This is a genomic window from Zoogloea oleivorans, assembly GCF_008107625.1.
Taxonomy (GTDB): domain Bacteria; phylum Pseudomonadota; class Gammaproteobacteria; order Burkholderiales; family Rhodocyclaceae; genus Zoogloea; species Zoogloea oleivorans.
The window spans coordinates 140,485-163,502 of record NZ_SDKK01000010.1; the positions used below are offsets into that span (position 1 = coordinate 140,485).

At 65.7% G+C, this 23,018-nt stretch carries 14 protein-coding genes; 7 read left to right on the forward strand and 7 right to left on the reverse strand.

Annotation, left to right across the window (positions count from 1 at the left end; all coding sequences use genetic code 11):
• The first annotated feature begins 31 nt into the window (after positions 1 to 31).
• Positions 32 to 1,759 (forward strand): SulP family inorganic anion transporter, encoded by a 1,728-nt coding sequence (locus ETQ85_RS12180; protein WP_148579339.1) that lies wholly within the window; start codon positions 32 to 34, stop codon positions 1,757 to 1,759.
• Positions 1,760 to 1,865: 106 nt separating this feature from the next.
• Entirely contained in the window at positions 1,866 to 3,917 is a 2,052-nt protein-coding gene (fusA, locus tag ETQ85_RS12185) for an elongation factor G (RefSeq protein WP_148579340.1), read from the forward strand.
• 73 nt (positions 3,918 to 3,990) lie between these two features.
• Here the strand turns inward: fusA and ETQ85_RS12190 are convergent, their stop codons facing one another.
• From ETQ85_RS12190 to crcB, 3 genes are all read right to left on the reverse strand, one after another.
• Positions 3,991 to 4,524, reverse strand: a complete 534-nt coding sequence (locus ETQ85_RS12190) for a hemerythrin domain-containing protein (protein WP_148579341.1) — start codon at positions 4,522 to 4,524, stop codon at positions 3,991 to 3,993.
• Between the two features lie 129 nt (positions 4,525 to 4,653).
• Positions 4,654 to 8,724 (reverse strand): ATP-dependent RNA helicase HrpA, encoded by a 4,071-nt coding sequence (gene hrpA, locus ETQ85_RS12195; protein WP_148579342.1) that lies wholly within the window; start codon positions 8,722 to 8,724, stop codon positions 4,654 to 4,656.
• A 28-nt stretch (positions 8,725 to 8,752) separates the two neighbouring features.
• Positions 8,753 to 9,253: a fluoride efflux transporter CrcB gene (crcB, locus tag ETQ85_RS12200; RefSeq protein WP_425473126.1), complete on the reverse strand. Its 501-nt coding sequence runs from the start codon at positions 9,251 to 9,253 to the stop codon at positions 8,753 to 8,755.
• 141 nt (positions 9,254 to 9,394) lie between these two features.
• Here crcB and ETQ85_RS12205 point away from each other — a divergent pair, with 141 nt between their 5' ends.
• From ETQ85_RS12205 to nosR, 5 genes are read left to right on the forward strand one after another with little or no spacing between them, the layout of a single operon-like run.
• Positions 9,395 to 10,945, forward strand: coding sequence for an EAL domain-containing protein (locus ETQ85_RS12205; protein ID WP_148579343.1), 1,551 nt, complete (start codon positions 9,395 to 9,397; stop codon positions 10,943 to 10,945).
• Positions 10,942 to 11,256 (forward strand): hypothetical protein, encoded by a 315-nt coding sequence (locus tag ETQ85_RS12210; protein ID WP_148579344.1) that lies wholly within the window; start codon positions 10,942 to 10,944, stop codon positions 11,254 to 11,256. The genes ETQ85_RS12205 and ETQ85_RS12210 overlap by 4 nt, the downstream gene beginning before the upstream one ends.
• A complete protein-coding gene (locus tag ETQ85_RS12215) occupies positions 11,253 to 12,092 on the forward strand; it encodes an HDOD domain-containing protein (protein WP_148579345.1) in 840 nt (279 codons plus the stop codon). Before ETQ85_RS12210 ends, ETQ85_RS12215 begins: the two co-directional genes overlap by 4 nt.
• 4 nt (positions 12,093 to 12,096) lie before the next feature.
• On the forward strand, positions 12,097 to 13,902 hold the full coding sequence (locus ETQ85_RS12220; RefSeq protein WP_148579346.1) for a PAS domain S-box protein: 1,806 nt from the start codon (positions 12,097 to 12,099) through the stop codon (positions 13,900 to 13,902).
• Entirely contained in the window at positions 13,899 to 15,200 is a 1,302-nt protein-coding gene (gene nosR / locus ETQ85_RS12225; protein WP_148579347.1) for a response regulator c-di-GMP phosphodiesterase, NosR family, read from the forward strand. Before ETQ85_RS12220 ends, nosR begins: the two co-directional genes overlap by 4 nt.
• Before the next feature lie 9 nt (positions 15,201 to 15,209).
• Here the strand turns inward: nosR and ETQ85_RS12230 are convergent, their stop codons facing one another.
• The 4 genes from ETQ85_RS12230 to ETQ85_RS12245 are packed head-to-tail and all read right to left on the reverse strand — an operon-like array spanning position 15,210 to position 22,728.
• Entirely contained in the window at positions 15,210 to 17,384 is a 2,175-nt protein-coding gene (locus ETQ85_RS12230; protein WP_148579348.1) for a putative bifunctional diguanylate cyclase/phosphodiesterase, read from the reverse strand.
• The gene (locus ETQ85_RS12235; protein WP_148579349.1) at positions 17,381 to 20,149 is read right to left on the reverse strand and encodes a response regulator; all 2,769 of its coding nucleotides are present in this window, start codon (positions 20,147 to 20,149) and stop codon (positions 17,381 to 17,383) included. Before ETQ85_RS12235 ends, ETQ85_RS12230 begins: the two co-directional genes overlap by 4 nt.
• 1 nt (position 20,150) lies before the next feature.
• On the reverse strand, positions 20,151 to 20,693 hold the full coding sequence (locus ETQ85_RS12240) for a TOL_0243 family YfiR-like periplasmic protein (protein WP_246128759.1): 543 nt from the start codon (positions 20,691 to 20,693) through the stop codon (positions 20,151 to 20,153).
• Positions 20,694 to 20,706: 13 nt separating this feature from the next.
• Complete coding sequence (locus tag ETQ85_RS12245) at positions 20,707 to 22,728, reverse strand: TonB-dependent receptor plug domain-containing protein (protein ID WP_222862145.1); 2,022 nt, start codon at positions 22,726 to 22,728, stop codon at positions 20,707 to 20,709.
• Positions 22,729 to 23,018: the final 290 nt, after the last annotated feature.

The window sequence follows — 23,018 nt, forward strand, 5'->3', positions numbered from 1 at the left end:
CCTGCCCGACCGGAAACCCTGCGCCCGCACCATGCTGCCTGCCCTCGCCCGCCTGCTGCCGTTTCTCGCCTGGCGTCGCCAGCTTGACGCCGCCGGCCTGCGCGCCGACCTTCTGGCCGGCTTCTCGGTGGCCCTGGTGGCGATTCCCCAGGCCCTCGCCTACGCCCAGCTCGCCGGCCTGCCGCCCTACGTGGGCCTCTACGCGTCCCTGCTGCCCTGCATTGTCGGCGCCCTGTTCGGCTCATCCGGGCAGCTCAACACCGGCCCGGTGGCGCTGACCAGCCTGCTCACCGCCACCTCCCTCGCCCCGCTGGCCCTGCCGGGGTCCGAAACCTACCTGCTGCTGGCCGTCCAGCTGGCCATGCTGGCCGGCATCCTGCAGGTGGCCTTCGGTGCCCTGCGCCTGGCCCATTTTGCCGACCTGCTGTCCCACCCGGTGCTGCACGGCTTCATCAATGCCTGTTCGCTGCTCATCTGCGCGGCCCAGTTGCCAACGCTTCTCGGTCTGTCCAGCGCCGGCCAGCGGCCCTTTTTCGAGGCCGTCGTCGACCTGCTCGTCGCCCTGCCCGACGTCCACACGCCATCCGCCGTCCTCGGTCTGACCGCGGTGGCGGCCCTCATGGCCCTGCGCCGCCTCCTGCCGCGCTGGCCGGGGGTGCTGATCGTCGTGGCGGGTCTCACCCTGGTGGCCTGGCTCAGCGGCTTCGAGGACCGCGGCGGACGCGTCGTTGGCACCCTGCCGACGGAAATCCTCGCCTTCGCCCTGCCCCGCGCCGACTGGGGCCAGATCACCGACCTGCTGCCCTCGGCCTTCGTGCTGGCGCTGGTGAGCTTTCTGGAAGCCATGTCGAGCTGCAAGGTGGCTTCGGCGCGCACCGGCCAGCGCTGGGACGGCAACCAGGAACTGATTGGCCAGGGGCTCGCCAAACTCACCGCGTCGGTGTGCCAGGCCTACCCGGTGAGCGGCTCCTTCGGCCGCTCGGCCTTCCTCCTCACCCATGGCGCCCGCACCGGGCTGGCCTCGGTGGTCGGCGCACTGATGGTGCTGGCCGCGCTGTTCACCATCCCCGACCTGATCACCCACATTCCGCGCCCGGTGCTGGCAGCAGTCATCCTCGTCACCCTCGCCGCGCTGCTCTCGCCCAAGGCCCTGACCGAAGCCTGGCACACCAGCCGCGACGACGGTCTGGCCGGAACGGTGAGCTTCGTCGCCACCCTGGCCTTCGCCCCGCACATCGAGATCGGCATCCTGTCCGGCCTCATCCTGTCGCTGGCACTGCTCATCTACCGCAGCATGAAGCCGCGCGTCGCCGTGCTCGGCCGCCACCCGGACGGCACCTGGCGTGACGCCGAACGCTTCAAGCTGCCCGAGCCCCACCCGCAGCTGACCATCCTGCGCTTCGACGGCCCGCTGCACTTCGTCAACGCCGCCACCTTCGAAGACGCCGCCCTCGCCGCCGAGCGGGACCACCCGCAACTCAAGGTGCTGTTGCTGTCCTGCGCCGGCATCAACGACATGGACGCCAGCGGCGTCGAGACCCTGCGCCGCATCCAGCGCCAGATGAAGGACAGCGGCCACACCCTGGCCTGCTGCGGCCTCAAGAAACAGGTCATCGACGTGCTGGAGCGCACCGGCCTGTGGGCCACCCTCGCCCCCCACGCCGCCTACCGCACCGAAGACCACGCCCTGCAGCACCTGCTGCCCACCCTCGAGCAGGTCAAACCGCCCCCCGCCATGCGCCGCGGCTTCGAGTGGTGAGCGCAGATTTGTTGACCTGAGTCGTTGTTGGCGCCTTTACAGAGGCAGATACTTGGCTGAATTCATGCTTTCAGGCTTTCAGAACAAACAACAAAGGGAGCGCCTCATGACACCCACCTCGGTCCGCGACATCCGCAATCTCAGTCTGCTCGGCCAGTCCGGCAGCGGCAAGACGACCCTCCTCGAAAAGCTCCTCGTCACCGCTGGCACCATCGGCGCCCCCGGCTCGGTCGAAAAGGGCGACACCGTCAGCGACTACGACCCGCAGGAAAAAACCCTTGGCCACTCCCTCAACAGCGCCCTCGCCCACCTCGAATGGGCCGAACACTGGGTGAACATCCTCGACACCCCGGGCCTGCCCGACTTCCTTGGCCGCGCGCTGGCCACCCTGCCGGCCGTCGAAACCGCCGTCGTCGTCATCAACGCCACGGCCGGCGTCGAAACCGTCACCCGCAAGGTCATGGAAGCCGCCACCGGCCAGTGCCGCATGATCGTCGTCAATCGCATCGATGCGCCGGGCGTGGATTTCGCCGCCCTGATGGAGCGCATCACCAGCAGTTTCGGCAAGGAATGCCTGCCCATCAACCTGCCCACCGCCGGCGGCGCCGGTGTCATCGACTGCTTCTTCAAGCCCGACTACGACGCCGTGCCGGCTTTCTCGAGCGTGCGTGAAGCCCACGACCGCATCGTCGACCAGGTCGTCGAAGTGGATGAAGAACTGATGGCGCTCTACCTCGAACAAGGCGAATCCCTGCAGCCGGAACAGCTCCACGACCCCTTCGAGCAATCCCTGCGCGAAGGCCACCTGATTCCCGTGTGCTTCACCTCGGCCCGCAGCGGCGCCGGCATCACCGAACTGCTCGACATCCTGGGCCGCCTGCTGCCCGACCCGACCGAAGGCAATCCGCCCGCCTTCCTGAAGGGCGAAGGCCCCGCCGCCGTCTCGGTCAATTGCACCACCGATGCCGACCAGCACGTCATCGCCCACGTCTTCCAGGTCAGCAACGACCCCTTCCGCGGCAAGCTCGGCCTGTTCCGCATCCACCAGGGCACCGTCACGCCCAACACCCAGCTCTTCATCGGCGACGCCCGCAAGCCTTTCAAGGTCGGCCACCTGCTGCGCGTCCAGGGCAAGACCCAGACCGAAATCCCCGTCGGCATTCCCGGCGACCTCTGCGCCGTGGCACGGATCGATGACATCCACCGCGACGCCGTCCTCCACGACTCCCACGACGAAGACCATTTCCACCTCGTCCCGCCCGCCTACCCGCAACCGGTCTTCGGCCTCGCCCTCTTGCCCGAAAAGCATGGCGACGAACAGAAACTCTCCGAAGCCCTGCACCGCCTGCTTGACGAAGACCCCTGCCTGTCCGTCGAACACAACGCCCAGGCCAAGGAAACGGTGATCCGCGGCCTCGGTGAAATCCATCTCAAGGTGGTGCTCGAACAGCTCAAGACCCGCGGCAACATCAGCCTGTCCACCAAGCCGCCGGCCATTCCTTATCGCGAAACCATTGCCGCCACCGGTGAAGCCCGTTACCGCCACAAGAAGCAGAGCGGCGGTGCCGGCCAGTTCGGCGAAGTGGCGCTGCGGGTCGAAGCCCTGGAACGGGGTGCCGGCATCCAGCTGGCCGACGAAGTGAAGGGTGGCACCATTCCCACCCACTTCATGCCCGCCGTCGAAAAAGGCGTGCGCCAGGCCCTTGCCGAAGGCGTGATGGCCGGCTTCCCGCTGCAGGACATCCGCGTGGTGGCAGTCGACGGCAAGCACCACGCCGTCGATTCAAATGAAATCTCCTTCGTTACTGCCGCCCGCCATGCCGTGCAGGAAGCCGTTCAGGCTGCCCGCCCGGTGGTACTGGAACCGCTGATCACCCTGACGGTACGCATCGCCGACGAGCATTTCGGCGGCATCAGTGCCGAACTGGCCGGCCGCCGCGGCCATGTCACCGGCACCGACAGCCCGCAACCCGGCGTCACCGAAATCACCAGCCAGATTCCGATGGCCGAGATGGAAGGTTTCGAGTCACGCCTCAAGTCCATCAGCGGCGGTGACGGCACCTGCAGCATCGCCTTCAGCCACTACGAAGCGGCACCGGCCGAGGTGCAGCAACGCCTGGCCCGCGAGCACGTGGGCAAAAGGGGGGGCGAGCAGTAAGCAGGATCGGAACCCCAAACAAAAGGGAGGCGCCAGGCCTCCCTTTTTTATCGACTTATCCGCAAGGCCTGGTTCAGACCGGGCCATAGAGGGGATACAAGCTGACCTCCTCGCTGCGGATGCGCTCCACCAGCACCTTACCAATGCCGTCCAGTTCCTGCGCAAATGCGTCGGCAAGTTCGGGCTGCTCGGCCAAGTGGCGGTATTTCTCGAGAAAGGCCACGACAACCTTGCCGATGGCATCCATCTCGTGACGAAAGCGGTGCATCAGATCATGGCTGACCGTGTCGTTAGCGAGGGCATGTTCGAGGTAGATATAGAGGCGCACGTTCTCCTTGAGCAGGTGACCGTGCAACATGTGGCGAAACTCATCGAGGTACCCGCTCGTTGCAGGCAGATCGCCGGCAAGCACACTGGCTCTGATTTCCGTGAACAGGCGCAACAGCTCCCGGTGATCGTTCTCGAACTGCCCGATCAACTCCGGGTGATATTGAATGGAGGTGCCCGGCGCGGTGGGTTTGGATGCGGCAGGAACAACGCAAACTGGCGCAAGCGGTGCGGCAGCTTCCTTTTTGTGCTTGCCAAAAATCAGATCGAGCAAAAACATGATGAACCTCCTGGGCTGCCGGGGGGTACCCGTATCCCCAATCCGGGCACGCCCCCCAAGACGCGCATGATATTGGCTTTGTCATAATGACAAATTGATGCCAATCAACGCAGCCCGGCCCACATACACTCACCGCGGACGGCTCTCCCATATCTTCTGCAGACGCTTTACCGACACCGGCATCGGTGTCCTCAGCTCCTGGGCAAACAGGCCGATGCGCAGCTCCTCCAGCATCCAGCGGAATTCTTCCAGTTGCGGGTCGGTAACGCCGGCCTTGGCCTTGGCGAGCCATTCCCGCTCGAAGGGCTGGGCCAGGCTTTTCCACTCGGCCATCAGCTGGGCATCGCGGGCCGGACTGGTGCGCAGCTTGTCGATGCGCACGGTGACGCCCTTCAGGTAGCGCGGAATCTGCGCGATGCGCTCGTAGGGCAAGGCCACCAGGAAGTTCTTCGGCATCAGCCGGGCCGCCTGGGCCTGAATGTCGGCCACCACCTCCGGGAAGGTCTTGAGGCCGGCGACGCGCTTGGTCATCGTGGCATGCTCGGCAATCAGCTGGCCGGTGAGGCGCATCAGCTCCTGGGCCACCAGCGTGATGCGCGGCTTGGCATCCTTGCAGCGCTGGGCAAAGCTGTCGGCGTCCACCGGCAGCGGGTCGAGCAGGCAGCAACGCTCCAGCGTGGCCGTCACCAGCTGGGCCTTCAGATCGGCTTCGGAGCCGTAGTTGATGAACTGCAGCGCCAGTTCGCGGATGCCCGGCAGCTTCTCGATAGCCTTCACCTGGGCCGACAACTCCAGCGCAAACAGCCGCGCCATGCCGCCCCGATGCACCTTGGCCGCCTCTTCCGGCGTGTCGTAGGGGCGCAGCGAGACGCTGGCGCCGTCGTCGTGCAGAGCCGGAAAACCGACGATCTCGCGGCCGGCCACCTTGATTTCCAGCAGCTCCGGCAGCGGGCCAAATGTCCAGCTCGTGTAACCACCGAGCTGCGCCTCGGCCGCCGGCGCCTTGCCCGACGGCGCCGACTTTTGCACTTCGGGCTGGCCCTTCTTCGGCGCCGGCGCCTCGCTGGCCGGCACAATCTTGGCCGCCTGGAAGCGCGCCGCCACCTGCTCACGGAAGCGCGTGCGCAGCTCGGCCAGATTGCGTGACTGGCCGAGGATGCGGCCGTGCTCGTCCTGCACCCGGAAGTTCATGAAACAGTGGGGATTCAGGTTCTCGGAGCGGAAGCTTTCCATCGGCAACTTCAGCGACACCCGCTCTTCGACGAAGCGCTGCATGGCCTTGAGCAGCGGCTCGTCCTGATCGAACTCGCCGGCTTCGAATCGGGTCATGAAATCGCCGGCGCTCTCGGCCATCGGCTGCAGGCGATGACGGTGCTTCTGCGGCACGGTGCGCAGCAGCGCGGTGACCTTTTCTTCGAGCAGGCCCGGTACCAGCCATTCGCAGCGGTTGGCCGGCACCTGGTTGAGCATGGCCAGCGGCACGGTCAGCGTCACGCCGTCGTCGGCGTCGCCGGGGGCGTGCAGGTAAGTGAGCCGGAGCTTCTGGCCGAGCACGTCGAGATTCGACGGAAAACGGTCGGTGGTGATGCCTTCCGCGTCGTGGCGCATCAGCTGGTCGCGGGTCAGCTGCAGGGTCTTGGCCGAGGCTTTCTCGGCCTCCTTGCGCCAGGCCTCGAAGCTGGCCAGATCGAGCACTTCCGGCGGCAGCTTGGCGTCGTAGAAGGCGTAGATCAGCTCGTCGTCCACCAGCACGTCGGGGCGGCGGGACTTGTGTTCCAGACGTTCGATTTCCGCCACCAGACGCTGGTTGTGGGTCAGGAAGGGCATGCCGCGCGCCGGGCCTTCGGCAATCTCGCCCTGCACCAGACCTTCGCGGATGAACAGCTCGCGACACAGGTCCGGGTCGATCTCCCGGTAGCTCACACCACGGCGCGGATACACCGTGAGGCCATACAGCGTGCCGCGCTCCCAGGCGCGCACGGCGCCGCTGGCCTTCGACCAGTGGGGTTCGGAAATCTGGCGCTTGAGCAGGTGCTCACCCACCTCTTCCAGCCATTCAGGCTCGATGCGCGCCAGGCAGCGGGCAAACAGGCGGGATGTATCCACCAGCTCGGCGCCCATGATCCACTTGCCGGCCTTCTTGGCGATGGCGGAGCCCGGATGCGGCCAGAACTTGATGCCGCGGGCACCCAGGTAACTGCCGGCGGCCGGCCCGGTGGCATCCTCGATCTTGCAGCCCACGTGGCCCATCAGGCCGGTAAGCAGCGCCTTGTGGATGGCGTCGTAACTGGCCGGTTTGTCGTTCTCCTTCCAGCCGTGCTCGGCGCACAGGGTGTGCAGCTGGGCGTACACGTCGCGCCATTCGCGCAGGCGCAGCCACGACAGGAAATGCGTCTTGCACCAGGCCTTCTGTTTGCTGGAGGTTTCGTGGCGCTGGACTTCCTCCCAGGCTTTCCAGAGGTTCCAGAACCACAGGAACTCGGATTTCTGCTCGTTCTCGGTACCGCGAAAACGCGCGTGGGCCTGGTCGGCAGCAGCCTGACGCTCGGGCGGACGCTCGCGCACATCCTGCGTGGACAGCGCGGCGGCGATCACCAGCACTTCGGACAGGCTGCCCCGGTCGCGGGCAGCGAGGATCATGCGGCCGATCTTCGGGTCGAGCGGCAGCTTGGCGAGTTCGCGGCCGATGGGCGTGAGGTTCATCGTCCCCTCGCCCTCCACCTCGATCACCGCGCCCAGTTCGGCCAGCAGCTGGTAGCCGTCGGCGATCATGCGCGGCAGCGGCGCGTCGATGAAGGGAAAATCGGCCACCTCGCCCAGCTTCAGCGACTTCATGCGCAGGATCACGCCGGCCAGCGACGAGCGCAGGATTTCCGGATCGGTGTGCTCGGGGCGCTTGTTGTAATCGTCCTCGTCGTAGAGACGGAAGCACACGCCGTCCATCACCCGGCCGCAACGGCCGGCGCGCTGGCGGGCCGCCGACTGGGCGACCTTCTCGATCTGCAGTTGCTCGACCTTGTTGCGGTGGGAGTAACGCTTCAACCGGGCCAGGCCGGTGTCGATCACGTAGCGGATGCCCGGCACGGTCAGCGAGGTTTCGGCCACGTTGGTGGCCAGCACCACGCGGCGCCCTTTCGACGCACTGAACACCCGCGCCTGATCGCCGGCCGACTGGCGCGCAAACAGCGCCAGCACTTCGGTGCCGGCGGCGTGGTGGGCCTTGCGCAGGGCTTCCGAGGCCTCACGAATCTCGCGCTCGCCGGGCAGAAAGACCAGCACATCGCCGGGGCCGCTGCGGTGGGCTTCGTCCACGGCGTCCACCAGCGCGTCATACAGGTCACGATCGGGGCCGCGGCTGTCCTGGCGCGGCGGCGCCTCGCCAGGACGGAGCGGTTTCGGCTCGTCGCGCTCCACCGGGCGGTAGCGCATCTCGATGGGAAACAGCCGGCCAGACACCTCGATCACCGGCGCCAGCTTGTCACCCTTGCCGAAGTGGCGGGCAAAGCGTTCGGCGTCGAGCGTGGCGGAAGTGACGATCACCTTCAGGTCGGGCCGCTTGACCAGCAGCTGGCGCAGGTAGCCGAGCAGGAAGTCGATATTCAGGCTGCGTTCGTGGGCCTCGTCTATGATCAAAGTGTCATAGGCCGAGAGCAGCGGATCACCCTGGGTTTCAGCCAGCAGGATGCCGTCGGTCATCAGCTTGATGTAGGTCTGCGGGCCGGCCCGGTCGGTAAAGCGGATCTTGAAACCGACGGCGCTGCCGAGTTCGGTTTTCAGTTCCTGGGCGATACGGCTGGCAGTGGCCCGGGCGGCAATCCGCCGCGGCTGGGTGTGACCGATCAGGCCGGCAACGCCGCGCCCCAGTTCGAGGCAGATCTTGGGCAACTGGGTGGTTTTGCCCGAGCCGGTCTCGCCGCACACGATGACCACCTGGTTGTCACGGATCGCCGCCGCAATCTCGTCACGCCGCTGGTTGACCGGCAGGTCGTCCGGGAAGTCCGGCTTCGGCCGGTTGGTGGCCCGTTCGATGAGCTTGGCCGCCGACTGGGCGATGCGCAGGCGCAAGGCCTCCGGCAACTCGCCTGCGCTGCGCGGGCGCTTGGGCAGACGGCGCAGGTCGCGGCGCAGGCCAGGGCGATCCACCGACAGGCATTGTTCAAGCAGGGAATAGGGGTCTTGCCGGTCTTGCGAAGAGGACATGCGGAGTTGCTGCGAAAAACAGGAGGGATCAGCTGCGCAGGCTGTGGACAGTCCACATGCCGAGCGCAGTCATGGAGAGGGAGCCGAGCAGATGCAGGCCAGCGGCGCCGGCAGCCCAGGCGTAGCGGGCAGTATTGATCAGATGCACGACTTCCGCCGAAAAGCTGGAAAAGGTGGTCAGCCCGCCGAGAAAACCGGTTACGACGAACAGGCGTACTTCAACCGGAACCTCCGGGCGCAGCGCAAAAAAAGCCACCGCCACGCCAATCAGGTAGCCGCCAAGCAGGTTGGCCGCCAGCGTGCCAAGGGGCATCTGGGCGAACAGCGGATTGAGGCGCAGGCCCAGCCACCAGCGCAGCCAGGCACCAAAAGCCGCTCCGAGACCGATGGCGACGAGGGCAAGTGTTGGAAAGTGCTGGGCATTGTTGGGCATAAGGCCGGATTTTACCCCGCCAGCGCCGCTGACGCCCGGACGACGATGCGGGAAGCGCTGGCGGGCCAGCACAGCGCGGCACGATAATTCCCTCAAGACGGCGCCCCGGCCGCCGATAGCTGTCGTGGTAGCTCATGTTGGACTCTGTCGATCCGCAGGCGCCTCACCCCGAACAAGGCCGAACCGGCCCGAGACACTCAACGCCGCAGAGCGCCGACTTCCGCACCAGGAGACACGATGGACACCCCCGACAACGCGCCCCTCCCCAGCGATCCATTTTTGTACCTGCCCCGCTTCGATTGCCACAGCGGTGAGCTGGTCGGTGCCAAGCTCTACATGGTCCGCCCCCAGCGCAACGACAACGTGGTCATCACTGCAGTGAGCAGCGCGTGTCTGGCCACCCTGCGCGAGGCCTGCCAACAAATCAGTGCCTGGAACCAGACATACGCCAAACGCATCGTGCTGACCCTCGGGGCCAGACTCGAGGCCCTGTGCGATCCGGCCTTCTCCAACAGGCTGAACGCCATACTGCTGGACACCCGCCTGGAACCGCGCTGCCTGGAGCTCAACATCATCACCGCCCAGGCCGAAATCCCGGAGTCGATGACGGAAACCCTGCAACACCTGAAAAGCTGCGGCATACGTTTCACGATCAGTGCCGCCAACCCGGCCAACGCACGCCTGGCGTGGCTCCGGCGGCTCCCGGTGGACAGCCTGGAAGTGCCGGCCCGCTTGGTGCAGGACGTGGCCGCCGACCCGGAAGGCGTGGCCATTGTCCGGGCCCTGATCACCCACGCCCACAAGATACACCTCACCGTCAGCGCCAAGGGCATCGACAACGCCCACACCGCCTCGGTGCTGGTCGCCAACGGTTGCGACCTGATGCAGGGCCCCCTGTTTGGCAACGCCCTGCCGCCCGACGGGTTCGGCAAGCTCCTCGCCGCCGACCAACGCCTCGACGGAAACCTGCTGCACGGCCCGACGCCCGATCGAACCCTCCTGCTGGTGGACGACGAGGACAACATCCTGTCGTCCCTGCGCCGCCTGCTGCGCCGTGAGGGCTACACCATCCTCACCGCCAACGGCGGCAAGGCCGGCCTGGAAGTGCTCGCCGCCCACCCGGTCGATGTGATCGTTTCCGACCAGCGCATGCCCGGCATGACCGGCGTGGAGTTCCTGCGCAAGGCCAAGGACATGTATCCCGACAGCGTGCGTATGGTGCTGTCGGGATACACCGACCTGCAGTCGGTCACCGACGCCATCAATGAAGGCGCTATCTACAAGTTTCTCACCAAGCCGTGGGACGACGCGATGCTGCGCGCCAACATCGAGGAAGCCTTCCGGCGCAAGGCCCTGTCCGACGAGAACCAGCGTCTCGGCGGCGAGTTGCGGCACGCCAACCAGGAGCTCGAACGCATCAACGAGCGCCTGAAATGCGTGCTCGCCGACCAGGACCGCCGGCTGCGCATGGATGAAGCCGCCCTCAGCCTGACCCAGGAAGCCCTCGCCGTGATGCCTGTCCCGCTGCTCGGCATCGACCCGGGCGGCATGATCGCTCTCGCCAACCGCGCCGCCGAAGGGCTCTTTGCCGAGTGCATTCCGCTTATCGGCCTGGACGCCAACGAAATACTTCCCGCAGAATTCACGCCCCTGCTGGACGCCAGCCGGGGTTGCGTCGAGATTACCTGTGGCGACCGGCGCTTCCGCGTGGAAGCCCACCCCCTCGGCGAGAAGAACAGCTCCCGCGGTACCCTGCTGAGTTTCACCTGCCGCACCGACGCATCATGAACGACAGTCAGCTCCAGCCCCTCGATGCAACCCTGCCCGGCACCGTCCTGGCCGCACCGGTCACCGACGCCAACGGCGCCGTCCTGCTGCCGGCCGGGCTGGCGCTCACCGAGGCCCATCTGGACAGCCTGCGCCGGCGCGGCATCGAAAACCTCACGGTGGTACTGGCGATTGATGCGGAGGAACTGGCCCGACGGCGTGAAAAGCTGCGTCTGCGCATCATGCACCTGTTCCGGCACACCGCCGAAGACCCGGGCTCCCAGGCCCTCCTGCACGCGATTCTGGCCTTCCGCGAGGGGCAAATGAAATGACGCCCCCCAGCCTTTCCGAGATGATCGGGCGCATCCACGGACTACCGGTCATGCCGGCGGTAGCCCTCGAAGTCCTCGACTCAATGGCCGGCGCCGACACCGACATCAAGGACCTCGCCCGGCGCATCACCCAGGATCAGGCGATTGCCGCCCGCGTGCTGCGCGTTGCCAACTCGCCCCTCTACGGCCTGCAAATGCGCGTCGCATCGATCCACGACGCCATCGTGGTGCTCGGTTTCTCGGCGGTCCGCTCCCTGGTGCTGGCGGCGGCGATTGTCACCAGCCTGCCCGCCGGCCGCTGCCCCGGCTTCAACCAGGAGCGCTTCTGGCGCCACGTGCTGGGCACTGCAGTCGCTGCCCAGGCCCTCGCCAAACCGCTCAAGCGCTCCCCGGAGCCCCTCTTCATCGCCGGCCTGCTGCATGACATTGGACGACTTGTGATGGTGGCGCTGTATCCCGAGCATTACACCCGCGTGCTCGACCAGGTCGGCGAGCAGGATTGCTGCCTGCGAGACGCCGAACAAACCGTATTCGGCTTCGATCACGCCGCCGTCGGTGCGGCGCTCGCCGGGCGCTGGAACTTTCCTGCCGACATCGTCGATGCACTGGCCTGGCACCACGAGCCTGAACGCGGCACCCCCGACGGGATGGCCGCCGTCATTCACTACGCCGACGCCATCTCGCAGGCCCTCGATCTGGATGGAGCCGAAAACGGCCAGATGCCCCGACTGCACCAGAAAACCATCGACGGCCTCGGCCTCGACTGGCAAAAACTGACGGAAGTTCTTGCCGACACCGAGGCACGCTTCAACAGCTACCAGCTGATGCTCGGATGATTCGATGAATCTTTCTCCCTATTCCATTTCCGGCACCCTGTTCCCCCTCGCGGAATCCCTCAGCTCAGGCATCCTGCTGCACCGGGGCGACAGTATCCTGTTTGCCAACAAGGCCATGTCGCGGCTCACTGGCTTCACCGCGGAAGAGCTGTCGGGCAAACCGTTCTGGGCCTTCTTCCCTCCCCCGGTGTGCAACACCATCCGCGACCGGGGCCGCAACCGGCTCAAGGGTGAGCATCCGGCGGCACGCTACGAAACCGTCATCATTACCAAATCCGGAGAAGAGCGCTGGGTCGAACTGGCGGTCTCCCAGGAAGACATCGAGGGTGAACGGGCCGTCGTGTGCAGCTTCATCGACATCACCGAGCGCAAGCGCGCCGAAGCGGCCCAGAAACAGACCCAGCAACTGCTGACCCAGATCATCGACGGCGATCCGGTGCCAACCTTCGTCATCAACGCCAAACGCGTCATCACCCACTGGAACCAGGCCTGCGAACAGGTCATCGGCATGAGCGCCGCCGACCTGATCGGCACCACCAAACAGTGGTCGGCTTTTTACAACACCGAGCGGCCGATCATGGCCGACCTGATCGTGTCCGGAGAGATCGAAAATCTGCTGCGACTCTACGGCGACAAGAAGCTGCGCCGCTCGCCGGTCATCGACGGCGCCTACGAGGCCGAGGACTTCTTCCCCCAGATGGGCGAGCACGGCCGCTGGCTGTACTTCACCGCGGCCCCGCTGCGCAACGCACTGGGCGAAGTGATCGGCGCCATCGAAACCCTGCAGGACATCACCGAACGCAAGAACGCCGAAACCGAACTGCTGCGCATGCAGGCCGACCTGGAGGCGACGGTAGCGATACGCACCGAGCAACTCCTGCAGGCCAAGACCACCCTGGAAGAGGATATCGCCCGCAGGGAAACCGCCGAAGAGGAACTCCTCAAACGCTACGCCGAACTCACCGAACTCAACTGCCTGCTGCAGGAAGCCCAGCAACAACTGGTGCAGTCCGAAAAAATGGCCTCCATCGGCCAGCTCGCCGCCGGCGTCGCCCACGAGATCAACAACCCCATCGGCTACGTAAACTCCAACATCCGCAGCCTGAAGGGCTACGTGGGGCAGATCCTCGAACTGCTCGACACCTATGAAGCCCGCGAAGCCGCCCTGCCCGCCGAAGACCTGACCGCAATCAAGGCCGCCAAGAAGGCCGCCGACTTTGAATTCCTGCGCGAAGACATCGGCCAGCTCCTCAGCGAATCCGAGGAAGGCACCGAGCGGGTACGCAAGATCGTCCAGGACCTGCGCGACTTCTCACGGGCCGAAACCACCCAGAACTGGCAGGCCGTGGATCTCCGTCACGGGCTCGACAGCACCCTCAACATCGCCAGCAATGAAGTCAAGTACAAGGCCGATGTGGTCCGCGAATACACCGACATCCCGATGGTCGAGTGCCTGCCGTCCCAACTCAACCAGGTTTTCATGAATCTCTTCGTCAACGCGGCCCAGGCCATGCCGGACAATCGCCGTGGCACCATCACCGTACGCACCGGCCTGGCCGGCGAAGAAGTGTGGATCGAGGTGGCAGACAACGGAGCCGGCATTCCCGCCGCCATCCTGGACAAGGTTTTCGACCCCTTCTTCACCACCAAACCGGTCGGCAAGGGCACGGGTCTCGGCCTGTCCCTGTCCTACGGCATCATACAAAAACACAACGGACGCATCAGCGTCAGCAGCACGCCTGGGGTGGGCACCACCTTCCGCATCACCCTGCCCATTCACCACCAGGCCCCTGTCGGAGCAACACCATGACTCTTGCACCCCACCCCCCCGAAGCCCCACCCTTCACCATCCTGTGTGTGGACGACGAAGCCAACATCCTCTCCGCCCTGCGCCGCCTGTTCCGCCCCCAGGGCTACAAGGTGCTGGTCGCCACCGGCGGCGAGGAAGGCCTCGAAACCCTGGCCCAGGAACATGTGGACCTGATCATCTCGGACATGCGCATGCCGGGCATGGACGGAGCGACCTTCCTCGCCGCCGCCCGCCAACGCCATCCGGACACCGTACGCCTGCTCCTCACCGGCTACGCAGACATGGAATCGACCGTCGCCGCCATCAACGCCGGCCAGATCGCCCGCTACATCGCCAAGCCCTGGAACGACCAGGACGTGGTCCTGACCGTTCGCGAAGCCCTTGAACGCAAGGCCCTGGAAAGGGAAAAGGCGCGCCTGGAAATACTCACCCAGGCGCAGAACGAGGAGCTCAAGAACCTCAACGCCAGCCTCGAACAGAAAGTCGAAGCCCGCACCAGCGAACTCAAGATCGCCCACGAGAAGCTCAAGCAGCACTTCCTGACCTCGATCCGGGTCTTTTCCAACCTCATCGAGCTGCGCGAAGGCGTCATCTCGGGGCATTCCAAACGGGTCGCCGACCTGGCCCGCAAGCTTGCCGTCAAGCTCAACTTCCCGGCCGCCGAAGTGCAGGACGTGATGCTCGCCGGCCTGCTTCACGACGTAGGCAAGATCGGGCTGTCCGACGATCTCATCAGCAAGCCGGTGTCCCACATGAGCGGCGACGAACTGGGCCTGCTGCGCAAGCATCCGGTCACCGGCCAGGCCGCCCTGATGGGCATCGAGAACCTGCGCAAGGCCGGCACCTTCATCCGCGGTCACCATGAACGCTGGGACGGTCAGGGTTACCCGGACCGGACCTCCGGCCTGGCAATTCCGTTCGGGGCCCGCATCATTGCCGTAGCCAACGACTTCGATGGGCTGCAGATCGGCTCCCATTCACCGCGCAAGCTGAAGCCGGACGAAGCCATCGCCTTCATCCAGCAGAACCGCGGCAAGCGCTATTGCCCGCAGGTCGTGGATGCCCTGATAGACGTGCTCGGCGCCAGCGAAGCGGTGAGCACCACCACCAACGAAGTCAACCCGGCCGCCCTCAAGCCGGGCATGGTGCTCGCCCGCGATCTGGTGACCCGCGACGGGGTCATGCTACTGGCCGCCGATTTCGTGCTCGACGAGAGCCTGATCCGTCAGTTGCGGGAGCTGGAAGCCTCGGAAGGCACCCGCCTGGTCATCGCGATCCGTCCGGAACGCAAGCCCTGAGGAGACGCATCAGAACGCCAGCTGAACGCCCCCGCGCCTCACCGCCGGCTGCACCGTGGCCGGCACGAAGGCCGGATTGTGCAGGGCAGCAGCCAGCATCGCAGAACTCATCGGCCGCGCGAACAGGAAGCCCTGGATAAGGTGGCAACCGCGCCGGCTCAGGGCCTCCAGCTGGGCGACCGTTTCGACGCCCTCAGCCACCACTTCCAGGCCCAGGCTGTGGGCCAGGCCGATCACCGCCTCCACGATGGCAATACCCTGCCCGTCATCCAGTTCATTGACGAAGGAACGGTCGATCTTCAGGGTGTCCACCGCCAGCCGGCGCAGGTAGGCCAGCGACGAATAGCCGGTGCCGAAGTCGTCCACTGCCACCCGCACGCCCATCTCGCGCAGTTGCGCAAGAATCACCGTCGCGTAGTCCAGATCACGCATCAGCACGGTTTCGGTCAGTTCGAACTCGATTCGCGAGGCCGGTATGCCCGCTTCGGCCAGCACGGCGCGAACGGTGGGAAGCAGCTGGGCATCCATGAAGTTCACGCCGGACAAGTTGATGCTGACCCGGAAATCATCCGGCAGATCATCGCCCAGCGCGGCAATATCGGCGCACACCTGCTCCATGACACAGCGGCTGAGGGGCACGATCATCCCGGTCTCTTCCGCCAGCGAGATGAACTCCGGCGGCGGTATCGAGCCACGATCCATGTGGGACCAGCGCACCAGCGCCTCGGCCTTGACGATGGCCCGCTGATTCACGTCGACGATGGGCTGATAGAGCACCTTGAGCTCATCGGCTCCGAGAGCCCGGCGCAAATCGCCTTCGAGGGTGAAGCGCAGGAAAGCCGCCACCTTCATTTCCTCGGAAAACAGGGCCACCGGATCGCCGTTGGTCCGCTTGGCCCGGTTGAGGGCGGTTTCGGCCGCCTTCAGCAAGGCATCGGCATCGGTGGCATGGTCCGGCATGACGGCCAGCCCGACCCGCGCCGACAGGGTGATGTCCTGCCCCGGCACACGGATTGGCGCCCGCACCACCTGCAGCAGCCTGTGTGCCAGGACCAGCATTTCCTCCACTGAGCCCACATCGCTCATCAGGATGCCGAATTCGTCGGCGGCCAGTCGTGCCACCTTGAAACGGGTTATCCCGCTCCCTCCTGCCGGCTCGGCGGGGGTACGGTCGCCCATTGCCTCGCGCAGGCGATGGGCAATCACCTGCAGCACCTGGTCGCCCCGCTCCGGCCCCAGGCTGTCGTTGATGCGGGCAAAACGGTCGATATCCACCACCATCACCGCACAGCGGCTGTCGTGGCGCAGGCTGCGGGAGGTGACACCGAGCAGGGTCTCCCGGAAAAACTCCCGGTTGGGCAGCCCGGTGAGGTGGTCGAAGTAAGCCAGCTGGCGAATCCGCCGCTGGGCGTCCACCTGCTCGGTGATGTCCTGAACGCTGCCCTCCATGACCATGCCGGAGCAGCCCCGCTCGCCGCCGCCGTCCAGCGGCTCAACGGTCTCCAGGAGCGTCCGCACGCTGCCATCGGGCCAGACAACCCGGTAGGTCAGCTGGAAGCCGGTCCCCTTGCGGGCGCCCTCCAGGGCCGCGGCCATCAAGGGACGGTCGGGCACATAGACGTGCTCCAGCATCGCCGCCATGCCCTCGCCAAAACCGTCAGCACGCTGCCCGAACAGACGGTAATACTGGGCCGAACGCAGGACATGGTCTTCCTTGACAAACCACTCCCAGCTCCCCAGGCGAGCGATGCGCTGGGCATTGGAAAGACTCTCCTTGTTGCGGGTGAGCTCCTTCATGACCTCCGCCGAGCGCAGCACGTAACGGATGCGAAAACGCAGCAGCGTCCAGTTGATCGGCTTGGAGATGAAGTCGGTGGCGCCCACATCGAAAGCCCGCTCGACCGAATCGCCATCGTCCAGGCCGGTGAGCATGATGATCGGGACCAGATGGCCGGTCTGGCGGGCCCGCAGCTGCTGACAAACCTCGAAACCGCTCAGGCCGGGCATCATCACGTCGAGCAGCACCAGATCCGGCGGCGCCGCATCGAACAGGGCCAGCGCCTGCTCGCCGTCCTCCGCTTCGCGAATGGTGAATCCGCCCTCGCGCAGCGCCTCCGTCGCCATCATGCGGGTCAGGGGGTCGTCATCCACGACCAGGACATGCGGGCTATTGCTTACAGTCATCGTTGCATTGGGCTTTCCACCCCTTCCAGTACGTCCACACTCACCAAGTTTTCCTTCAGGAGAACTGCCACGCAGGCGTCCCAAGCTTCGACGATACCGTTCACATCGTCGATCGTCGGCATGGCGCCCCCCTTGATCCGCTCATCCAGCCGGCGCGCCCGCAAGGCCAGCCGCACCGCACCGACCGCCAGGCAGCCGGACTTCATCTTGTGGGCCAGCGCCCGTACGGCCGGCGCATCACCGGCGGCCACTCCGGCACGCAAACCCTGCACATTGCGCTCGGTTTCTCCGACAAACAGCGGCAGCAAACGTTGCAGCATGGGCGAGGCCCGGTTGCCATTGACCCCCGGCAACGCCATCAGCAAATCGAGATCCATCGCTGGCTCAAGCGGGACGGACGGAGTGGCGACTTCCGCCGCCGGTGGGGGTGCCACGCAGCCCCCGTCGGGATCGGATGGCAGAGCCTCGCGCAACCAGCGGCTGAGCACCGCCCACAACTGTTCGCGGGATACCGGCTTGACCAGGTAATCATCCATGCCGGCAGCCAGGCAGGCGTCCCGGTCTTCCTTGAGGGCATTGGCAGTAAGGGCGACGATGGGCATGCGCGGCAATCCCCGCTCCGCTTCATCGGCGCGGATGGCGAGAGTCGCCTGGCGACCATCCATCTCCGGCATCTGGATGTCCATCAGAATCAGGCCGAAATGACCTTCGCGACAAGCCTCCAGCGCCTTGCGTCCATCTTCGGCCACCGACACCCGGCAACCGAGGGATTCGAGCACGGCAGTGACCACCTCCCGGTTCACCGGGTGATCCTCAACGACCAGCACATGCGCGGCAAGAGTGCTGCCTGCCGGATCCGGCGCCGTGGCAACGGTCAACTCGCTGAGCAGGAAACGGCGGATCTCCGAGCCGGTCAGCGGACGCGCCAGGACCAGCTCCGCCCCCGCCCCCTGCACGCAGACCGCATCGTCTCGCCCGGCGCCGACGACCGCAGCAAGGAGCGGACGCTCCGGCCGCTCACGCAGGCTGGCCAGCAGTTCGAGGCCCGTACCGGCATCGAAGGACGGATCCACCACCACCCAGTCAAAGCCGGTGCCGACATCAAGCATTTCACTGACTGCCGGCCGATCGTAGGCCAGTTCGCTGCGACAGCCGAAGAAGGCCAGTTGTTCGACAAGGGCGTCACGCAGCAGCGGATCGCCAATGGCCAGCAGCGCGGCGCGCCCGGTCAGCGGCTGCTCGGCGGGGCCGTGCTGCGTATCGATGCCGAGCTCGAACTCGACCCAGAAACAGGAGCCACGCCCGGGCTCGGTGATGTAATCGATCTCGCCGCCCATCAGCTCGACCAGCTGCTTGGCGATGGACAGGCCCAGCCCGGTTCCGCCGAAGCGCCGGGCCATGGAGTTATCCGCCTGGGAGAAGGATTGAAACAGCCTCGCCCCGGCTCCCCGCGGCACCCCGATCCCGCTGTCGCGCACCTCTGCGCGCAGGCGCAGGCGCCCGCCGGAGACACACGGCACGCGGGTAATCACGATGCTGATTTCACCCTTTTCAGTGAACTTCTGGGCATTCGACACCAGGTTGTTGAGCACCTGACGGACGCGCAGCGCATCGCCCACCACGTGGTCGGGCACCCGGTGATCGACGTAGAGGCGCAGCAGCAGGCCGCGTTCATGGGCCGAAGTGGCAAACAGGGCGGCTACCTGATCCACCGTATCCCGCAGGGAAAAGGGCAGGACTTCGAGCTCAAGGCGCCCGGCCTCGATTTTCGATACGTCGAGCACGTCGTTGATGATCTCCATGAGGGCGCAAGCCGAGTTGTCCAGCATATCAACAAAGCGCCCCTGCCGCTCTGCCAGGGATGTCTGACGCAGCAGGCCGATCATTCCCAGAACCCCGTTCATCGGCGTGCGGATCTCGTGGCTCATGTTGGCGAGGAACTGGGACTTGGCCCGGCTGGCCGCTTCCGCCTGCTCCTTGGCGCCCTGCAACTCAGCGGTACGGACGGCCACCTCCGAGGCCAGATGCTCCCGATGAAGGGTCAGCTCCCGGTCGCGGGTGGCGATTTCGGCCAGCATGCCGTTGAAGCCGGCAATCAGCTCGCCGACCTCGTCCGCGTAGCCGGGCGGGGCGCGCAGGTCGTAGCGCTTGTGGGTGCCCACCTCGCGCACCACGCCGGCAAGCTGCTGCAGCGGTTCGACGATCATCCCCTGCATGCGCCGGGTAAACAGGGCTGCGGCAATCAAGGCCACCACCAGCCCGAGCAAGGCAAAGGCGACCCACAGGGCGATTCGTCCGATGACCGGCTTGAGATCGAATTCGAGGATCAGCTCGCCGAGCAACTCGCCGTCGCTGCGGAGAGGCTGATTCACCACCAGACAGAGCGGCTGCCAGTGGGTCGTCCCCTGCCCGGCAAGGATCCTGAGTGCCGATACCCGTGCGGGCTGGCTGCGCAGGCTGGCCGGATAAGCGGCAAAGATCGTTCCGTCCGGACGAACCAGCACGGCAGCGGCCACCCGCTGGTGATAGCGCAGGGACGCCAGCAGACTGTCAGCCACCCGCGAGTCGTCGAAACGCAGCGGCGAGATGGCGCCGTCGGCAACGATCTCGGAGAGCACCCGGCCGTCCTCGTCGGCCCGCTGGATCTCGTTGCGCACCTCGGTCACGAAAATGGTCAGCAAGGCCACACCGAGGGCGATCAGCACACTACGCCGGACGATGATGCTGAGTTTGCGCCCGATGGGCAGATCTCTCAGGTTCTGCATCTCAAGGGCCTTTCATGCCGATGACGTTACGCCCGAGGCGCAACAATCGGGAACTGGCGCGCAGGCTGTCCCGCTGCAGCGAAGCCTGGTTGATGTCGAAACGCACTCGCTCGTCTTCGGTCACCAGGCCAATGCTCCCACCCGCCTCGGCAAAGCCGTCGATGTCGCTCACCGTAAGCACGCTGCGCAAGGCCAGACCGCGCAGGATAAGGCCCAGCCGGCGCTCCTCCGAATCCGACACGAAAACGATGTGGCACTCGGCCGCCAGCTCCACACTGTCCACCTGGCGCACACGCACCTCACGCCCACTCACCTGGCGCCCGTCCAGACCCGCCAGCACGCCCCCAAAGGGGTCACGGCCAAGGATGCACAGACGGAGCGGCGCCCCGCTGGGCAGGCGCACGCCGGGCCACTCCACGTAACGGGCAAAATTGAGCAGGTAGGCGGCCTTGATCTGGTATTCACCAGGCGGCGGGGAAGCCCAGGCAAAGAACCCGCCAAGGCCAAGTACGCCCAGGATCGCAATCCGGTAAAGGCGACGCATCACGCAAACATCCTCAGAAGCGCCAAACGCCCTGAACGTAAGCCCGCCGCGGCTGGTAGGCCGGCTGCCCGGGGAAGAAATTCGATACGTACTCCAGGTGCAGAGGATCAAAAAGATTCTGTCCGACCAGGGCCAGCTCGAAGGAGCGATTGACGCGCCAGCCATAGCGCAGGTCGACACTCGTGTAGGCCGGCACCCCGCCCTGCCCGATGGCCCCCATCCGGCGCAGCATCAGATCCAGCTCGCGGCCGCGGCCCAGGTTGACCAGCGTGTGCAGGCTCGCCCAGTGATGAGGGGCAGAGCCTTCGAGGATTCGCCCGTAAGCGTTGCGGACCGGGTCGGCGCTGCGCCGGGCCGCCGTATCCATCAGGGTATAACTCGCCTGCAGACGCAGATTGGCCGTCACGGGCAGGTCAAGGCCGAGCTCCAGCCCGGTGCTCCGGGCGGCACTCAGGTTGCCCCGATACATGGACTGGACGGGAGCGTAATAAGGCGCCACCGGAATCGGGATCACTCCCGGACCGATCGGTCCCGTGGTCTCGCTGATCAGGCGGCGATAGTCATGATGAAAGAGGACCGCCTCGAAGCTGCCGTTGCCCAGGTTGCGACGGTAGCCCAGCTCCAGCGCATCAAGCCGCTCGGCCCGCGGGCTCCAGCCAGCGCCCGGCTTCGACACCACCGCCACCGCCGGAAAAGGAGAGCCAGGCGGCGTCGGCTGGAGTCCGAACAAAATCGTGGCGTCCGACTCGCCGATCGACGGTGTCCGGGCAGCCCGCGACCAACTGGTCCACAGACTGTCCGCCAGCGTCGGCGTCCACATCAGCCTGGCCGTCGGCTGAGGCTCTAAACGCGAGGTGCTGGCATAGTCGAAACGCCCGCCCAGGGTGAGCCTCCAGGTTTGCGGCACCAGCGTAATCTCATCCTGCACAAAGGCGCTCATCACCCGGTATTCGCGGCGCGGCGGCAGAATGCTGAGCACTTCGGTGGTCGCCTGGATCTCGGTCTGTATGTAACGGCTCCCCAGCCCCCACATCACTTCGTGCCGCCCACTGGGCACCAGGCGATGCTGGAAGTCGAGATCGGCGGTATTGACCGTCCCCTTGCCGTAGGTAGCCACATTGGCCCACTGGTGATCGAGATAGACCTGCAACGATGCCTCGCCATCGGCCAGCCCCCAGTTGTAGCGCCCGGTCAGACTGGCCCCCTCGAACTCGAACTGGAGCGGCACCAGGCCGCCGTAGCCGCCCACTGCGGGGGTTTCGATGTTCTCGGTAGTGGTGCGACGATAACTGGCGCCCTGCAACATCCAGGCATCCACCCCGGAGCCGGCCCCGTCCATGCGAAAACCGGCCAGCCAGCCATGATTGCGGTCCCGCTCGGACTTGCCATCCACCGAACGGGAACGCTCCAGCTCACTGCCCTTGGCGTAGACACGCAATGCCCCGATCCCGTCCAGGTCGATCCCCTGGCGCACCGCCGTCACCGCCCGCCCCTGATCGTCCATACTTGCCGACACCAGGCTGTCACGGGTGGCCGTGGCCTTGCGGGTGACGATGTTGATCACCCCATTGACCGCGTTCGCCCCCCACAGGGACGCTCCCGGCCCGCGGATCACCTCGATGCGCTCCACATCCTCCAGCATCACGTCCAGAGCTTCCCAGAACACACCGGAGAAGAGCGGACTGTAGACGCTGCGGCCATCGATCTGCACCAGCAGCTTGTTGGCGAAGCGTCCCCCGAGGCCGCGCACGCTCACGGCCCAGCGCCCCCCGCCGATTTGCGCCACGTTCACACCTGGCACCTCGCGCAGGGCTTCCGGCACACTGCGGGCCCCGCTGCGGCGGATATCCTCGGCAGACAGCACCGTCACCGCAGCCGGCGTCTCGGAGAGCTTCTGGGCCTTCCGGGACACGGCGGACACATCAAGCCGAACCAGCTCTTCCAGCGTCAGATCGACCAGCGGCGGCTCAGCGGCACACACGGCGGCAGCCTGCCACAGGGCAGGAAGAAGAAGGCAGGCTCGACGGGGATGCATCATCGATTCAAGGTACGGGAAGAGGATGAATGGCGGAACCGGGCCGGGAAGCCCATCCGGTAGCAGAAGCTCTTTTACCGAAACACTGCCCCAAGCGCCTACCTAACAATTGGCAGTATCGAAAAATTCGCAAAAAACCAGACCTTTAAATGTGAAAAACATCACAACATCCATTACTGGCTTGCATGCCAACCGTTCGCTGGCGACAAATCTTCGGCAGCCCCGCCTTCGGCTACAATCCGGGGCTTTCCAGACTCCGGCGGCACCCAGCCCCACGCCCGTCAAGGTAC

Bases quoted from the DNA above. Each gene is read 5' to 3' on its own strand.
- nosR (WP_148579347.1), top strand. From the start codon at position 13,899: ATGACTCTTGCACCCCACCCCCCCGAAGCCCCACCCTTCACCATCCTG.
- ETQ85_RS12240 (WP_246128759.1), bottom strand. From the start codon at position 20,693: ATGCGTCGCCTTTACCGGATTGCGATCCTGGGCGTACTTGGCCTTGGC.
- ETQ85_RS12205 (WP_148579343.1), top strand. From the start codon at position 9,395: ATGGACACCCCCGACAACGCGCCCCTCCCCAGCGATCCATTTTTGTAC.
- ETQ85_RS12235 (WP_148579349.1), bottom strand. From the start codon at position 20,149: ATGCAGAACCTGAGAGATCTGCCCATCGGGCGCAAACTCAGCATCATC.
- ETQ85_RS12230 (WP_148579348.1), bottom strand. From the start codon at position 17,384: ATGACTGTAAGCAATAGCCCGCATGTCCTGGTCGTGGATGACGACCCC.
- ETQ85_RS12180 (WP_148579339.1), top strand. From the start codon at position 32: ATGCTGCCTGCCCTCGCCCGCCTGCTGCCGTTTCTCGCCTGGCGTCGC.
- ETQ85_RS12210 (WP_148579344.1), top strand. From the start codon at position 10,942: ATGAACGACAGTCAGCTCCAGCCCCTCGATGCAACCCTGCCCGGCACC.
- ETQ85_RS12215 (WP_148579345.1), top strand. From the start codon at position 11,253: ATGACGCCCCCCAGCCTTTCCGAGATGATCGGGCGCATCCACGGACTA.
- fusA (WP_148579340.1), top strand. From the start codon at position 1,866: ATGACACCCACCTCGGTCCGCGACATCCGCAATCTCAGTCTGCTCGGC.
- ETQ85_RS12190 (WP_148579341.1), bottom strand. From the start codon at position 4,524: ATGTTTTTGCTCGATCTGATTTTTGGCAAGCACAAAAAGGAAGCTGCC.
- ETQ85_RS12220 (WP_148579346.1), top strand. From the start codon at position 12,097: ATGAATCTTTCTCCCTATTCCATTTCCGGCACCCTGTTCCCCCTCGCG.
- hrpA (WP_148579342.1), bottom strand. From the start codon at position 8,724: ATGTCCTCTTCGCAAGACCGGCAAGACCCCTATTCCCTGCTTGAACAA.
- ETQ85_RS12245 (WP_222862145.1), bottom strand. From the start codon at position 22,728: ATGCATCCCCGTCGAGCCTGCCTTCTTCTTCCTGCCCTGTGGCAGGCT.